This is a genomic window from Curtobacterium sp. MCSS17_006, assembly GCF_003234215.1.
In the GTDB taxonomy this organism is placed as follows: Bacteria; Actinomycetota; Actinomycetes; order Actinomycetales; family Microbacteriaceae; genus Curtobacterium; species Curtobacterium flaccumfaciens.
This window is the reverse complement of sequence record NZ_QKSO01000011.1, coordinates 44392-58525: the sequence shown is the minus strand read 5'-3', so window position 1 is coordinate 58525 and position 14134 is coordinate 44392. Positions and strand designations below refer to the sequence as shown.

General features: G+C 72.0%; 14 protein-coding genes. 4 read left to right on the top strand and 10 right to left on the bottom strand.

What is annotated here, in order from left to right; genetic code table 11:
• Positions 1 to 28 precede the first annotated feature (28 nt).
• Entirely contained in the window at positions 29 to 667 is a 639-nt protein-coding gene (locus tag DEJ21_RS11800) for a TetR/AcrR family transcriptional regulator (RefSeq protein WP_163342754.1), read from the bottom strand.
• Positions 668 to 851: 184 nt separating this feature from the next.
• On the opposite strand from DEJ21_RS11800, the gene DEJ21_RS11795 reads away from it, so the two are divergent.
• Complete coding sequence (locus DEJ21_RS11795; RefSeq protein ID WP_111224689.1) at positions 852 to 2333, top strand: mannitol dehydrogenase family protein; 1482 nt, start codon at positions 852 to 854, stop codon at positions 2331 to 2333.
• Positions 2334 to 2493: 160 nt separating this feature from the next.
• On the opposite strand, the gene DEJ21_RS11790 is transcribed toward DEJ21_RS11795, so the two are convergent.
• Positions 2494 to 3051: a GNAT family N-acetyltransferase gene (locus DEJ21_RS11790; RefSeq protein WP_111224688.1), complete on the bottom strand. Its 558-nt coding sequence runs from the start codon at positions 3049 to 3051 to the stop codon at positions 2494 to 2496.
• Positions 3052 to 3168: 117 nt separating this feature from the next.
• Here DEJ21_RS11790 and bla point away from each other — a divergent pair, with 117 nt between their 5' ends.
• Positions 3169 to 4056: a class A beta-lactamase gene (bla, locus tag DEJ21_RS11785; protein WP_375342401.1), complete on the top strand. Its 888-nt coding sequence runs from the start codon at positions 3169 to 3171 to the stop codon at positions 4054 to 4056.
• A gap of 32 nt (positions 4057 to 4088) precedes the next feature.
• Here bla and DEJ21_RS11780 read toward each other — a convergent pair whose 3' ends face one another.
• From DEJ21_RS11780 to DEJ21_RS11765, 4 genes are all read right to left on the bottom strand, one after another.
• Positions 4089 to 5078: an alpha/beta hydrolase gene (locus DEJ21_RS11780; RefSeq protein WP_111224686.1), complete on the bottom strand. Its 990-nt coding sequence runs from the start codon at positions 5076 to 5078 to the stop codon at positions 4089 to 4091.
• Between the two features lie 91 nt (positions 5079 to 5169).
• Positions 5170 to 5361 carry a hypothetical protein gene (locus tag DEJ21_RS11775; protein ID WP_111023553.1) on the bottom strand — a complete coding sequence of 64 codons (192 nt, stop codon included), beginning with the start codon at positions 5359 to 5361 and terminating at the stop codon, positions 5170 to 5172.
• A gap of 55 nt (positions 5362 to 5416) precedes the next feature.
• Positions 5417 to 5986, bottom strand: a complete 570-nt coding sequence (locus tag DEJ21_RS11770; protein WP_209131409.1) for a GNAT family N-acetyltransferase — start codon at positions 5984 to 5986, stop codon at positions 5417 to 5419.
• Positions 5987 to 6062: 76 nt separating this feature from the next.
• Positions 6063 to 6299, bottom strand: coding sequence for a hypothetical protein (locus DEJ21_RS11765; protein WP_071414700.1), 237 nt, complete (start codon positions 6297 to 6299; stop codon positions 6063 to 6065).
• Between the two features lie 158 nt (positions 6300 to 6457).
• On the opposite strand from DEJ21_RS11765, the gene DEJ21_RS11760 reads away from it, so the two are divergent.
• Positions 6458 to 8512, top strand: coding sequence for a transglycosylase domain-containing protein (locus DEJ21_RS11760; RefSeq protein ID WP_258375029.1), 2055 nt, complete (start codon positions 6458 to 6460; stop codon positions 8510 to 8512).
• An 81-nt stretch (positions 8513 to 8593) separates the two neighbouring features.
• On the opposite strand, the gene DEJ21_RS11755 is transcribed toward DEJ21_RS11760, so the two are convergent.
• Genes DEJ21_RS11755 through DEJ21_RS11740 form a run of 4 tightly spaced genes read right to left on the bottom strand, consistent with a single transcriptional unit; the run spans position 8594 to position 12808 of the window.
• The gene (locus DEJ21_RS11755) at positions 8594 to 9613 is read right to left on the bottom strand and encodes an ABC transporter substrate-binding protein (protein WP_111032867.1); all 1020 of its coding nucleotides are present in this window, start codon (positions 9611 to 9613) and stop codon (positions 8594 to 8596) included.
• An 11-nt stretch (positions 9614 to 9624) separates the two neighbouring features.
• Complete coding sequence (locus DEJ21_RS11750; RefSeq protein WP_111224685.1) at positions 9625 to 10554, bottom strand: ABC transporter ATP-binding protein; 930 nt, start codon at positions 10552 to 10554, stop codon at positions 9625 to 9627.
• Positions 10551 to 11708 (bottom strand): iron ABC transporter permease, encoded by a 1158-nt coding sequence (locus tag DEJ21_RS11745; protein WP_258375028.1) that lies wholly within the window; start codon positions 11706 to 11708, stop codon positions 10551 to 10553. Before DEJ21_RS11745 ends, DEJ21_RS11750 begins: the two co-directional genes overlap by 4 nt.
• Entirely contained in the window at positions 11705 to 12808 is a 1104-nt protein-coding gene (locus DEJ21_RS11740) for an iron ABC transporter permease (protein ID WP_258375027.1), read from the bottom strand. Before DEJ21_RS11740 ends, DEJ21_RS11745 begins: the two co-directional genes overlap by 4 nt.
• 28 nt (positions 12809 to 12836) lie before the next feature.
• Between DEJ21_RS11740 and DEJ21_RS11735 the strand changes: the two genes are divergently transcribed.
• Positions 12837 to 13667: a siderophore-interacting protein gene (locus DEJ21_RS11735; RefSeq protein WP_111224683.1), complete on the top strand. Its 831-nt coding sequence runs from the start codon at positions 12837 to 12839 to the stop codon at positions 13665 to 13667.
• The last annotated feature ends 467 nt before the right edge of the window (positions 13668 to 14134 follow it).

Genomic DNA, 14134 nt, shown 5'->3' with positions numbered 1-14134 from the left:
CCCTGGGGGATGAGGAGGTGGAGCGGTGTCAGCCGTCGGCCATGTAGCCGCTGCGGACGCTGTGCACGAGTCGTGCGAGCAGGTCGTCCCACGCGTCGAGCGCCGGTTGGTCGAGCTCGGGGCCGGACGTCGCCAGCCAGTGCTCCGCGATGACGACGATGCCGCTCATGAGCGACTCGACGAGCAGTGCGGCATCGAGGGGGTCGGCGGCCGGGTAGCGCCGGGCGACCTCGTGCCGGAGCCGTTCGGTCACCCGCGAGAACGCCGTCTGGGTCAGGACCGCGGCCTTCGGGTCGTCCTTGCCGGGGTCGCCGAGGATCCGGTACATGCTGGCGATCGCGGGAGCCAGGTCGGCACCGCGGGCGGCGGACTCGAGCTCGTCGAACATCGAGGCCCGGCTGCCGTCGCCCACCGGGGTGCGGGCCATGTCGGCGAGGAACCGGTCGATGATGACGGACAGCTCCTGCTCGCACACGGCCAGCAGGACCTCGTCGAGCGAGGCGAAGTGGTTGAACACGGTGCGCCGGGCGATGTCGGCCCGGGCAGCGAGGTCGTCCACGCTGAAGTCGCGGCCGCCGCGCTCGTCGATCAGGTCGCGAGCGGCCTGCAGGATCGCCGCACGGTGCTTCGCCTTGAGGGCAGCACGGCGGTCGGTCGCGATGGTCACGAGATCGAACACTAGGTGCATCGATGCACTCGGTGCAACGAGGTTGAGTGCATCCCCAGGTTCGTCCCCCGGTGCAGAACGTCTGTGCTGCACCGCTGTTCAGTCGGAGGTGCCGGGTGCCAGACTGGCCGGACGAACCGCTGCGTCACCGCCCGCGGATCCGCCACCGTACGAAGGAGTACCGATGCCCGTCCGCCTGTCCCCGGAGACCCTCGACGAGATCGCCGCGAGCGGTGTCACCGTGCCCACCTACGACCGCGACGGCATCACCGCCGGCATCGTCCACTTCGGCGTCGGCGGGTTCCACCGCGCGCACCAGGCGATGGTGATCGACCGGCTCCTGCAGCGAGGCGAGGCCCGCGAGTACGGCATCTGCGGCGTCGGCGTGCTCGAGCAGGACCGTCGGATGGCGACCGCGATGGCCGAGCAGGGCGGCCTGTACACGCTCGTCCTCAAGCACCCGGACGGCACCCGTGAGTCACGCGTCGTCGGCAGCATCGTCGAGTACCTGCTCGCCGTCGACGATCCGGACGCGGTCGTCGAGAAGATGGCGCACCCGGACACCAGGATCGTCAGCCTGACCATCACCGAGGGCGGCTACAACTTCGACCACGTCACCGGCGAGTTCGTCGCCGACGAGCCCGGCGTCGCGGCCGACCTGCGCGGCGACGGCCCGCCCCGCACGGTGTTCGGCCTGGTGGTCGAGGCACTGCGCCGCCGACGGGACCGCGGCCTCGACCCGTTCACCGTGATGTCCTGCGACAACATCCAGGGCAACGGGCACGTCGCACGGTCGATGTTCACCGCCTACGCCCGGCTGCAGGACCCGGCCTTCGCGGACTGGATGGACGAGCACGTGGCGTTCCCGAACTCGATGGTCGACCGCATCACCCCGGTCACCGCCGACGAGGACCGCGCCTGGGTCCGCGACGAGCTCGGCATCGACGACGCCTGGCCCGTCGTCGCCGAACCATTCTTCCAGTGGGTGCTCGAGGACGCCCACCCCGCCGGCCGCCCGCCCTACGAGGACGCCGACGTCCAGCTCGTCGACGACGTCGAGCCGTACGAACTCATGAAGCTCCGACTCCTCAACGCCAGCCACCAGGGACTCTGCTACTTCGGCTACCTGTCCGGGTACCGCTACGCGCACGAGGCAACGCAGGACCCGGCGATCGCGACCTTCCTGCGCCGCTACATGGACGAAGAGGGCACGCCGACGCTGCACCCGGTGCCCGGCATCGACCTCGATGAGTACAAGTCGACCCTGATCGAGCGCTTCCAGAACCCCGAGGTGCGCGACACCCTCGCCCGGCTCTGCGCCGAGTCGAGCGACCGGATCCCGAAGTGGCTGCTCCCCGTCGTGCGCGAGAACCTGGCCGCCGGCCGACCCGTCACGCTGTCCGCCGGCATCGTCGCGTCCTGGGCCCGCTACGACGAGGGCACCGACGAGTCCGGTGAACCCATCGAGATCGTCGACCGGCTCGCCGAACCCCTGCACCGCATCGCCCTGACCCAGCGCGAGGACCGCCTCGCCTTCATCGCGAACCGCCAGGTCTTCGGCGACCTGGTCGACGACGAACGGTTCGTCGCCGCGTACCGCGACGCCCTGGACGGGCTCATCGCGGACGGCGCGCACGCCACCGTGGAGCGCCTGTCACGGTCCTGAGACGCGACCGACCGAGGGACGGGAGGCCCGTGGCGGCGCCGCCACGGGCCTCCCGTCCGCCTGCTGCCCACGTGACGGGCGCGGGACGGCGGTTCGTGTCCGCGCGATGACGGTTCCGGTTCGCGAACCCCGAGGATCGTGAACCAGAACCGTCAGCCGCTCACCGCGCGACGTCGTCCCACGGCACCGGGGTGGTCTCGCCCGTCTCCCAGTCGCGGCGCAGCACGCCGTAACCGACCGACCCGACGGCCGGTCCGCCGTCGACGGGCCACGCCTCGCGGTAGTGGGCCTCCTGCACCCACCCGGCGCGGACGAAGACCCGGCGCATGGCGGTGTTGTCCTCGCGGGTCTGGCCCTCGAAGCGCGTGATCGCCGGCATCGTCGCGAACACGTGGTCGGTCACCGCACGCAGGGCGGGGACCCCGAGTCCCCGACCCCGGAAGCGACCGGCCAGGCGCAGGTCGAACAGGGGGACGGGGTCCGCCAGGTCCTCGAGGCGGACCAGTCCGATCCGCCCGAGGTCGTCGTGGTCGAGCCAGGATGTGTCGTGCTCGTCGTCGCGGTAGGTGCCGGAGTCGACGGCGCTCGCCGCGTCGGCCGCGCTGATGCGCCGTCGGACGTGGAACGGGAACTCCTCGGACGTCAGGAACGCGAGCAACTCCTGGCGGTCGGCGCCGGTGGGGTCCAGGCGGGTGAGGCGGACGGCGGGGGCTGGCATGCCGCTCAGGGTAGTTGCACGGTCGTCGGGCAGGCTCGGGGCGTGCGAGGTGGGACGAGGACGACGGCCGCGGCCCTGACGGCGCTGGTGCTGGTCGGGCTGGTGGGGTGCTCCGGTGTGCCGGGTGGTGACACGACCGGGCCGACGTCGTCTGCTCCTGCTGCTGCGTCTGGGGCGGCTTCGGGTGCAGCGGCGCCGTCGACCGACCCGGCGACCGACCCCGCCACCGCGCGGGCCTTCGCGGCGCTGGAGCGGCGGTACGACGCACGGCTCGGGATTGCCGCCGTCGACACCGGGAGCGGTCGGACGATCGTGCACCGTGCGGGGGAGCGGTTCGCCTTCGCGTCGACGGTCAAGGTGTTCATCGCGGCGGCGGTCCTCGACGCCTCGTCCGACGCCGACCTGGCGACCGTCGTGCACTACGACCGCGGCGACCTGCTCGAGTACGCGCCCGTGACGAGCGAGCACGTCGACACCGGGATGACGGTGTGCGAGCTCGTCGACGCGGCGCTCCGCTCCAGCGACAACACCGCGGCGAACCTGCTGGTGGAGCGGCTCGGCGGGCCGGACGCCGTCGAGCGGTGGCTGCGCGGCATCGGGGACCGGACGACGCGTGTCGACCGGGTCGAACCCGACCTGAACGAGGCGACCCCGGGCGACCCACGGGACACGACGACGCCGGAGCGGTTCGCGGCGGACCTCCGGACCGTGCTGCTCGGGGACGCCCTCGACGCCGCCGACCGGCGGGTGCTCCGTGAGGCGATGCTCGGCAACACGACCGGGGACGCGACGATCCGTGCCGGGGTGGACCCGTCGTGGCGGGTCGCCGACAAGACCGGCACGGCGTCCTACGGGGTGCGGAACGACATCGCGGTCGTGACGCCGCCGGGGCGCGACCCCGTCGTGCTCGTGGTGATGACGAGCCGCGCTGATCCCGGTGCGGAGCCGTCGGACGCGCTCGTCGCCGCGGCGACCCGCACCGCGGTGGCCGGGCTGTCCGACTGAGTCGCCAGCGTCACGGGACTGTCGCCGCGGGACTAGCGGAGGGTGGTCGCCCAGCGCCCGATGGCGTCGTACGCCCGTTCCCGCACCTCCGGCGCGGACAGCACGACGTCGTGCAGGGCGCCTTCGAGTCGGCGGACCGTGACCTCCTCGCCGAGGGAGAGCGAGCGGTGCGCCACCGTGTCGACGTTCAGGGCGACGTCGGCCCGCGCCATGCCCGGGTCCCACCGCGGCTGGAGCATGCTCTTGTCGCTCAGCATCACCAGGGTCGGGACCCCGATCCCGAGGCCCTTCTCGACCTGTGCCTGGCCGTCGAACACCGCGGCGAGCCACCCGGGGTGCAGGGGGAAGCCACGCTCCGGCCGCCACTTCTGCTCGTAGGTCCACGACCCCTCGCCCTCGGCCGAGACGGTGCGGGTGTAGAAGCCGGGGTCGACGGCGGGCATCGGCGCGAGGGGGTTCCGGCGGGCACCGAGCTTGATGACCGGTGCGACGATGGCCCGGCCGACCGCCGTGGCCTGGAACTCGAGCCACGGGCTGTTCAGCACGAGGCCGTGCACGAGCTCCGGGTGCCGGGCTGCCCAGAGCGACAGGGTCAGGCCGCCGGTGGAGTGGCCCATCGGGACGAGTCGGCGGCGGTCCGAGCCGGGGTGCTCGGCCGAAATCGCGTCGAGCGCCGCGGCGATGTCCTCGTCGTACACCGCCAGGTCGTCGACCATGCCCGGGGTCTGGTACGGGCGCAGGCTCCGACCGTACTTCCGCAGGTCCAGCGCGTGGAACCGGGCACCGAGCCGCTCGAGGCGTTCGGCGAGCTCCACCTGGAAGAAGTAGTCCGACCAGCCGTGCACGTAGAGCACGTCGACCCCGTGCAGGGGCCCGCGACCGTGCAGCAGCAGGTCCGTCGGGGTGTGCCGGCGGCGGACCAGGGTGGCGACGACGGGTCCCTCGGAGTCGGTGCCGAGCGGCATTTCGAGCCGCTCGTACGGTGCTCCGAGCACGTCCTCGTGCCACCCCTGGTCCGTCATGCGCCGAGCGTATCCGGCGCTGCTGCGGGTGGTGCTGGTGCGGGGGTGTCGCGCGGCACGCCAGATCGTCGCGCTGGCCGTGGCTCGCGGCCTAGCTGCGGGGCGCCCGCACCAGGAACAGCGTGATGGCGCCGAGGACGACAGCGGCGACGATGAGCGCCCAGGCGAGCACGATGACCGGCCCGTCCCAGGGGGTGAAGAGCAGGCCGACCCCGATCACCAGGGCCACGGCGGCGCCGATGAGGGCGAGGCGGTGCGGTCGTACCGGAGCGGTGCGTGTCACGGTTCCCACGGTACGCGCGACGGGCTGGAAGTGCGGCGTCGAGCGGGTACGCCGGTCACACCGTCGTGCGCATCACCCACCGCCACTTGGCGATGCGGCGGTCGCGCACGAACCCGAACTGCGTGAACAGTTCTTCCGGCCCGGTGTGCAGGTAGGCACCGCGCTGCGGTTTCCGCTCGACCGTCTGCTCCGGGTAGGCCTCGACGGTCCCGCCGCCGGCCCGCCGGATCTGGTCGAGTGCGGTCGTGACCGCGGCGCGTGCGACCCCCTGACCCCGGTGCCGGGACTCCACGAACACGCAGCCGATCCGCCAGTCCGGCGGCGTCGAGGCGTCGCGGGCGTACGCGCCGGGGTTCAGGATCGTCGGCAGCTCGACCGGCCGCCCGAACTGGCACCAGCCGACCGCCGTGCCGTCGGCGTAGACGAGGACCTGGTGGTTCGTGCCGTTCCGCACGTGGCGGTGCTTCGCCTCCTGGTGGGACGTCGTCGGGTCGGGCGTCCCGCGTGGGCCGTCCGGGTGGAAACCGATGCACCAGCACCCGCCCCACACACCGTTGCTGCGGGTCACGAGCGCGGCGAAGTCGGGCCACGTCTCCTCGGTGAGCATCGCCGTCGAGTACTCCATGGGCCGATGATCCTCCGGTCCTGGCGATCCCGCCACCACCGCGACCGTGGTGCTCCGAACGGCGCGCGACCGGTGGTCAGGCCGCGCTGCGCCGGGCGGCGACGAGGCCGGAGACGAGCGCCGCGACGCCGAGCCCGATGCCGACCACGCCGGCGAGTGCCCCGAAGAACATCAGCGCCCCGGCACCGATGTTCGCGCCGCCCTCGCCGGAGTCGTTCGCGTTCGCGTACCCACCGACGAACGATGCCAGGAACGCCACGACGAGGAACGCCGTGCAGAGGATGTGCAGCACACGTGGCGCGATCGGGGTCATGCCCGGATCGTAGCGCGGCGGCGGGGAGCGGATCGCACCGGCACTTTCCCAGCGGACACGACGGTGTTCCGCGGGGAAGTCACGGCGACCGCCCGAGCAGGACTGCGAGCCTCTCCGGACCGCGCCGATGACGGTGCGACCGAGGGGGAACGGACGACATGACGATGCGACGTGCAGGGGGAGCCGCGCTCGGCTTCGTGGGTGGCAGTGTGCTCGCCGGGTTGCTGGTGAGCGTCGGGGTGACGCCGGTGATCGCGGTCGCCGGCGTCGGCACGACCTCGGCGATCGGGGTGTTCGAGTCGTTGCCGGAGGACATCGAGATCGGGCAGCTGCCGCAGCGGAACCAGATCTGGGCGTACCGCGGCGGCGAGCCGGTGCACCTGGCGAACGTGTGGGACCAGGACCGGCAGGAGCTCACGCTCGAGCAGATCAGCGACCACCTGGAGCACGCAGCGGTGGACGGCGAGGACAAGCGGTTCTACGAGACCGGCGGTGTCGACGCGACGTCCGTCGTCCGGTCACTCGTGAGCGTCGCCACGTCCGGAACCGAGGGCGGGTCGGGTGGTTCGACCCTGACGATGCAGCTCGTGCGGAACATCAAGATCCAGCAGGCGAGCGAACTGCCCACCGCCGAGGAGCGCGAGGCCGCGTACGAGGACGCGACCCGGCGGACACCGCAGCGCAAGCTCGCCGAGATGAAGCTCGCGATCAGCCTGGCGAAGCAGTACACGAAGCAGCAGATCCTGGCGGCGTACCTGAACATCGCCTACTTCGGTGACCAGACCTACGGGGTGCAGTCGGCGGCGCAGCACTACTACGGCAAGTCGGCGACCGACCTGACCCCGGCCGAGGCGGCGTCCCTCATCGCGATCGTGCAGTGGCCGGAGCGACGGGACCTGTCGACGCCGGACCACCACCGCGACAACGCCGCGCGGCGGAACGTGATCCTGCGGTCGATGCACGAGCAGGGGCACCTGTCGACCGAGGAGTACCGCACGGCTCGGCTGTCCCGTGTCGCCGACTCCGTGCACCTGACGGCACCGCAGCAGGGGTGCGAGGCGGTCGAGGTGGGCGCGGAGTTCTTCTGCGACCACGCGGAGACCATCGCCCAGCGGCTCCCGCAGCTCGGCGCGACGAAGCAGCAGCGGGCGGACGCCTGGCGCACCGGCGGGTACCGGATCCAGACCACGCTCGACCTCGACCTGAACGCGGAACAGAAGCGGCTGCTCGACCAGTACGACCCGAAGACCGAGACCCGGCTGGCGCTGGGGGCCACGTTCAACACGGTCGAGGCCGGGACGGGCCGTGTGCTGACGATGGCGCAGAACACCGACCACGACCGGTCGTCCGACGCGCCCCGCACCGCGACCTCGCTGAACTACGCCACCGACCAGGCGGACGGCAGCTCGACGGGCTTCCAGACCGGTTCGACCTACAAGATGTTCACCCTGCTGGCGTGGATCGAGGCCGGCCGCAGCCCGGACACCGTCGTCGACGGCACACCGCACCCGCACAGCGAGTGGACCGCGTGCGGTGGACCCGCCTCGGCGTTCTGGCAGCCGAAGAACGACTCACCCGGGCAGCGTGGTCCGTACTCGGTCCGGTCGGCGACGGCGCAGTCCGTGAACGCGGCGTACCAGTCGATGGCCGAACAGCTCGACCTGTGCGACATCCGCGACGTGGCCGAGCGGCTGGGGGTGCACCTGGCGACCGGTGGCGAGCTGCCCTGGAACCCGGGGTCCCTGCTCGGTACCGAGAGCATCGCCCCGCTGACGATGGCGTCGGCCTACGCGGGCATCGCGAACGGCGGGCGGTTCTGCGCACCCGTGGTGATCGACCAGGTCGTCGCACCCGACGGCGAGGAACTCGGCGGACAACCCCGCACGTGCAGGCAGGCGGTGTCGCCGCAGACCGCGGCCACCGCGTTCGACGTCATGCAGGGCGCGTTCCGCGGCGGCACGGCGAGCGGTGGGCAGACCCCCGACGGCGCGACCCTGTTCGGCAAGACCGGCACCACGGACGCGGCCGACCAGGTGTGGCTGGTGGGCGGGACCTCGCGTGCCGTCACCGCCTACTGGCAGGGCAACACGGACGGCGCGAAGCACAACCTGCGGTCGTTCTCCAACGGTCAGGGCGGCACCTACGCGGGATCGCGCGCGGCCGTCTGGCGCGACGCGCAGACCGCGGTGAACGCGGCGCTGCCGGCCGGCTGACGGCCCGGAACGCAACCACGAACGGACTGGAGGCGCGGTGCCAGCTGGCACCACGCCTCCAGGCCGGTTCTCGGTTGCGTCCTACGACAGCTTCTTGCTGTCCTCGAGCCAGCCCGCGAGCTTGGTCATGTAGTCGGCCTGCGACGCGTAGTCGAGGGCCGGGAACGTCCAGCTGTGGACCTGGCCCGCCTCGAGCGCGGCGTTGTCGGCGAAGGTCGGCTGCTTTTCGAGGTCGGCGACCTGGTAGCCCTGCTGCGACAGCAGCAGCACGTCACCGGTGATCTGGCCGGCGTTCTCCCACGAGTAGATGCCCCAGTAGAAGCCCTCGGGCTTCGGGTTGACGAAGTCGACCCCGTACGACGCGTACATCTGCAGCGACGGCTCGTCGGTCGGGCGGGTGACGTACGCGCCGTCACCGTCGGCGTACATCGAGACGACCGACAGGTCCTTCTCCTTCGAGACCTTCTCGAGCTCGTCGGCCGCGGTGTCGAAGCGCTCCTCGGCGGCGTCGACCGTCGACTCCTTCGCACCGAGGGACTCGGACAGTTCGGCGATCTTCTCGATGACGTCCTCGCCCTTGCCGCCCCACTTCACCTGGACGACCGGCGCGATGGCCTCGATCTGCTTCTCCTGCGCCTTGTCCTTGAAGCCGTAGCCGGGCTGCTTCGTGTCGAGCGTGCCCTTGGCGTCGGTCGGGTAGACCGAGGTGACGACGAGGTCGGGCTTGAGCGCGGCGAGCTGCTCGAGGTCGATGTCGCCGTAGGCGGTGCCGAGCTGCGTGATGCCGTCGGTGTCGAGCCCCTTGAACCGGGCGTCCTTCGCCATCGTCAGCTGCCCGAAGGTGCCGACGGGCTTCAGGCCGTACTCGATGAACGACAGGGCGATGTCGTTCAGCACGACGACGCGCTTCGGCGTGTGGTCGACCTTCACGGTGGCGCCCGTGGCGTCCTCGTACGACCATGCCTTCGACGCGGCGGTGCCGCCGTCGGAGTCGGAGTCGTTCGAGTTGCCGGTGCTCGAGCAGCCGGTCAGGAGGAGTGCCGAGACGGTCACGGAGGTCAGGAGGGCGGCGCGCAGGTGGCCACGTCGGGAGGTCTTCACGTTAGGAGAGGCTAACCTAAGTTCGCGGTACTCGCCAGTACGTCTTCGGTTTTCGTCGGGACCGTGCGCTCGGTCGGGGCACTCGGGACCGTGTGCCCCGTCGTGGCACTCGGGACGGGGTCGTGCTCGTCCGCCTCGGGCACGATCATCGGTGCACCGGTCACCGGGTCGGGGAACACCCGGGCGTGCAGGCCGAACGCGTGCTCGAGCAGTGCCGGGGTGAGGACGTCGTGGGGGGTGCCGTCGGCCACGACCCCGCCGTCGTGCAGCACCACGAGCCGGTCGGAGTACCGCGCCGCGAGCGACAGGTCGTGCAGCACCATGACGATCGTCGACCCCTGCTCACGGTTCAGCCGCCGGACGAGCCGCAGGACCTCGAGCTGGTGCGCGAGGTCGAGGTAGGTGGTCGGCTCGTCGAGCAGGAGCGTCTGGGCCTGCTGCGCGACGACCATGGCGATCCAGGCACGCTGGCGCTGCCCGCCGGACAGGCTCGTGACGTCGCGGTGCGCGACCTCGGTCAGGCCGGTGGCGGCGATGGCCTCTTCGGCGACGGCGGCGTCCTCGGCGGTCCACGGCTTCGCCCACGACTGGTGCGGGTTCCGGCCGCGCATCACCAGGTCGAGCACGCTGGTGCCCGCGGGGGCGACGGGGGACTGCGGCAGGATCGCGAGCTTGCGGGCGACCTGGCGGTTCGGCTCCCTGCGGATCGGGGTGCCGTCGAGCAGAACCTCGCCGGCCTGTGGCTTGAGCACGCGGCCGAACGCCTTGAGCAGGGTCGACTTGCCGCAGCCGTTCGCGCCGAGGAACGTCGTGACGGTGCCGCGTTCGATCCGCAGGTCCAGGTCGCGCAGCACGGGCTGGCGGTCGTAGCCGACGGACAGGGCCGTGGCTTCGAGCACGGGGGTGTCGTGCTCGTGCTCGTGTTGGTGCGATGTTGTCATCGGGACATCTCCTTGCGGTGACGGACGAGGAGCCAGATCAGGTACGGCGCCCCGATCACGGTGGTGATGATGCCGACCGGCACCTGCCACGGGAACGCGGAACGGGAAAGCAGGTCGGCGGCGAGCACGAGCACGGCGCCGAGGGCACCGGCGAGCAGCAGCGGCGGCCGGTTCGTGCCGGCGAGCCGGAGCCCGACCTGCGGGACGACGAACGCGACGAAGCCGACCGGCCCCGCTGCGGCCACGGCGGCGGCGGTGAGCACGACCGCGAGCGCGATGACGAGCAGCCGGTGCCGCTGGACGCCGAGTCCGACGCCCGTCGCGACCTCGTCGCCGAGCTGCCCGATGCCGAGGGCAGCACTCGTCGCGAGCGCGATCGGCACCGCGACGACCGCCACCACGAGCAGCGGCCAGACGCTCTCCCACGAGGTGCTCGACAGGCTGCCGACGAGCCACTGCGACGCCGCGGTGGCGACGGTGATCTTCGCGCGGACGAGCAGGTAGCTCGTCACCGCGTCGAGGGTCGCGCTCACGCCGATGCCGACCAGCACGAGCCGGTAGCTCTGCACGCCGCCGCGCCAGCCCAGGCCGTACACCAGGACCGCAGCGACCAGGGCGCCGATCGTGGCGGCAACCGGGATCCCGCCACCGAGCACCAGGGACGAGACCGAGTACGTCCCGCCGCCGAGCACGATGGCCGCGACCGCACCGACGCTCGCGCCCGCGGTGACACCGATGATGTCCGGGGTGCCGAGGGGGTTGCGGGTGAAGGTCTGGGTGAGTGCGCCGGCCACCCCGAGTGTCAGGCCGACGAGTGCGCCGGTGAGCACGCGGGGCAGGCGCAGGGTGGTGATGATGAAGGCGTCCGGCCCGGACTCCAGGCCGAGCAGGGACCGGATGACGACCCCGGGTGCGATCCACGTCGAGCCGACCGCCGTGCCGAGGACGATGAGCACCAGGACGGTGGCGATCGATCCGACCGTGTACCAGAACACCCGGGGGCGCCAGGCGAGGCCGACGGGGCCGATGCGGATGCCGGTGCGGCCGGGGGTTCGTGCAGCGGGGGCGGGCGTGCCCGGCGTGGTGGTCTCGGGCGTGCTGCTGGGCGCGCTGCCGGGCGTGCTGCCGGTGCTGCGCACCGCTGCCCCGCTCACAGCGACACCAGCGATCGGCGACGGGCGACGGCGACGAACACCGGGCCACCGATGACGGCGAGCACGATGCCGACCTCGACCTCGGAGAACCCGCCGATCAGGCGACCGATGACGTCGGCGAGCAGCACGAGGGCTGCGCCGACCAGACCGGAGACCGGCAGGGTCCAGCGGTGTCCGGTGCCGACGAGCGCGCGGGCGACGTGGGGCACGGTCAGGCCGACGAAGCCGATCGGGCCGGCCGCAGCGGTCGCCCCGGCGGCGAGCAGCGTGATCCCGCCCAGGCCGACGAGCCGGGCGATGAGCACGTTCTCGCCGAGCCCCTTCGCCAGCTCGGACCCGAGCCCGAGGGCGTCGAGGGCGCGGACGTTCAGCACCGCGAGCACGAGCCCGGCGGCCAGGAACGGCCACACCGCCCCGAGGATGTCGAGCTGTCGTGCGGCGAGGGACCCGACGACCCAGAGCCGGTACGCGTCGAGCGAGGCCTGGTCGGTCAGCACGACGAAGGAGGTCAGGGCGGCGAGCAGCGCTGAGACCGCGGCCCCGGCGAGGGCGAGTGGCACCGGACTGGCGGTGCCGCTGCCGGCGATGGTCACCGAGAAGACGACGACGCTCGCGACCAGGGGCCCGACCAGGGCGAACCACACGGTCGCGCTCGTGCTCGTCACCCCGAACACGTAGACGCCGAGCACCACCGCGAGCCCCGCACCCGACGAGACCCCGAACAGGCCGGGGTCGGCGAGCGGGTTGCGGGTGTGTCCCTGCATGAGCAGCCCGGCGATGCCGAGGGCCGCCCCGACCGCAGCACCGATGAGCGTGCGCGGGATGCGGGAGCCCCACACGATCGCCTCGTCGGTGCTCGACCCGGAGCGGGTGAGCCCCGCCCACACCTCGGCGACACCGATGCGGTTGCTGCCGAGCAGCATGCTCGCCACGGCGACGAGCACCAGGGCGACGACGAGCCCGACGATCACCGCGGTCCGCCGCCGCATCGCGGTCCGGTGGACGCCGAGGGCACGGGACGCGTCGCCGTCTCGGGCGCTGGACGCGACGGGTTCGGGGGCCTCCGGACCGGAAGCCAGAACGGGATTGGGGGCTGGCACGGAAGTCATCTTAGGTTAGCCTTGCCTCATGGCGAAGACCCCGCGGCTCCTGCCGACGAACCCCCGGCTCTTCCGCGCCCGTGTCCTCCGGACCCAGCGGGTGACCCCCTCGATGCAGCGCGTCACCGTCACCGGCGACGACCTGCACGAGTTCGGCTACCTCGGTTTCGACCACTGGTTCCGCCTGTTCGTCCGACGCCCCGACCAGGACGCCTTCCGGATGCCCGACCTGGACGGCAAGAAGTGGTGGCCGACGTTCCTCGGCATCCCCGAGGACATCCGCCCGCACTGCGCGAACTACACCGTCGCCGCCTACCGCCTGCTCGCCGACGGCACCGCCGAGCTCGACATCGACTTCGTCGTGCACCTGGACCACCGCGGTCAGCTCGAGGGCCGCGCCGCGATCTGGGCCTGCGCCGCAAGCCCCGGCGAGGAACTCGCGATGCTCGACCAGGGCTGCATCTTCGACGTCCCGGCCGGCACCAGCGAGATCATCGTCGCGGCGGAGGAGACCGGCCTGCCCGGCATCGTCGGCATCGCTGCCTCGTTGCCGCGCGACACCGTCGGCCGCATCATCCAAGAGGTCCCGACCCCCGCCGACATCCGCGACCTCGACGCCCCCACCGGCGTGCAGGTGACCTGGATCGTCCGGCAGCCGGGCGCCGTCCCCGGCAGTGGCGCCCTCGCCGAACTGCAGCGGCACGTGCCGTCCGACGACCAGGGCTACGCGTTCGTCGTCGGGGAGTCGAAGCTCGCCACCGAGGGCCGCCGCCACCTGCACCGTGCGGGCCTGCCGAAGTCGCGCATCACGTTCTCCGGGTTCTGGAAGCACGAGACGAAGGTCTCCGTCCCCGCCTGACCCGCGCGTGCCCGGCAGGCATGCCCGTTCCCGCCAGGTACGCCCGTTCCCGCCAGGTACGCCCGGTTCTTCCCCTGGCGTGCGCGATGCCTGGTCCTTTCGGGCGTACCACCACGGAACTTCCGACCAGGTATGCCCGGTTCCGCCAGGCGCGCCCGTTCCCCCTAGGTACGCCCGGTTCTGCCAGGTACGCCCGATTCTTCCCCTGGCGTGCGCGATGCCTGGTGCTTTCGGGCGTACCGCCACAGAACTTCCGACCGGGTACGCCCGTTCTGACCAGGTGCGCCCGGTTCCGCCAGGCGCGCCCGATTCCCTCTAGCTACGCCCGTTCCCGCCAGGTACGCCCGGTCCTTCCCCTGGCGTGCGCGATGCCTGGTGCTTTCGGGCGTACCGCCACAGAACTTCCGACCAGGTACGCCCGGTTCCGCCAGGTGCGCTCGTCCTGAACAGGTACGCCCGATTCTTCC

What these genes read in the sequence shown, in the direction of transcription:
- DEJ21_RS11795 (WP_111224689.1), top strand. Translation starts at nt 852, where the DNA reads ATGCCCGTCCGCCTGTCCCCGGAGACCCTCGACGAGATCGCCGCGAGC.
- DEJ21_RS11790 (WP_111224688.1), bottom strand. Translation starts at nt 3,051, where the DNA reads ATGCCAGCCCCCGCCGTCCGCCTCACCCGCCTGGACCCCACCGGCGCC.
- DEJ21_RS11780 (WP_111224686.1), bottom strand. Translation starts at nt 5,078, where the DNA reads ATGACGGACCAGGGGTGGCACGAGGACGTGCTCGGAGCACCGTACGAG.
- DEJ21_RS11770 (WP_209131409.1), bottom strand. Translation starts at nt 5,986, where the DNA reads ATGGAGTACTCGACGGCGATGCTCACCGAGGAGACGTGGCCCGACTTC.
- DEJ21_RS11765 (WP_071414700.1), bottom strand. Translation starts at nt 6,299, where the DNA reads ATGACCCCGATCGCGCCACGTGTGCTGCACATCCTCTGCACGGCGTTC.
- DEJ21_RS11760 (WP_258375029.1), top strand. Translation starts at nt 6,458, where the DNA reads ATGACGATGCGACGTGCAGGGGGAGCCGCGCTCGGCTTCGTGGGTGGC.
- DEJ21_RS11750 (WP_111224685.1), bottom strand. Translation starts at nt 10,554, where the DNA reads ATGACAACATCGCACCAACACGAGCACGAGCACGACACCCCCGTGCTC.
- DEJ21_RS11735 (WP_111224683.1), top strand. Translation starts at nt 12,837, where the DNA reads ATGGCGAAGACCCCGCGGCTCCTGCCGACGAACCCCCGGCTCTTCCGC.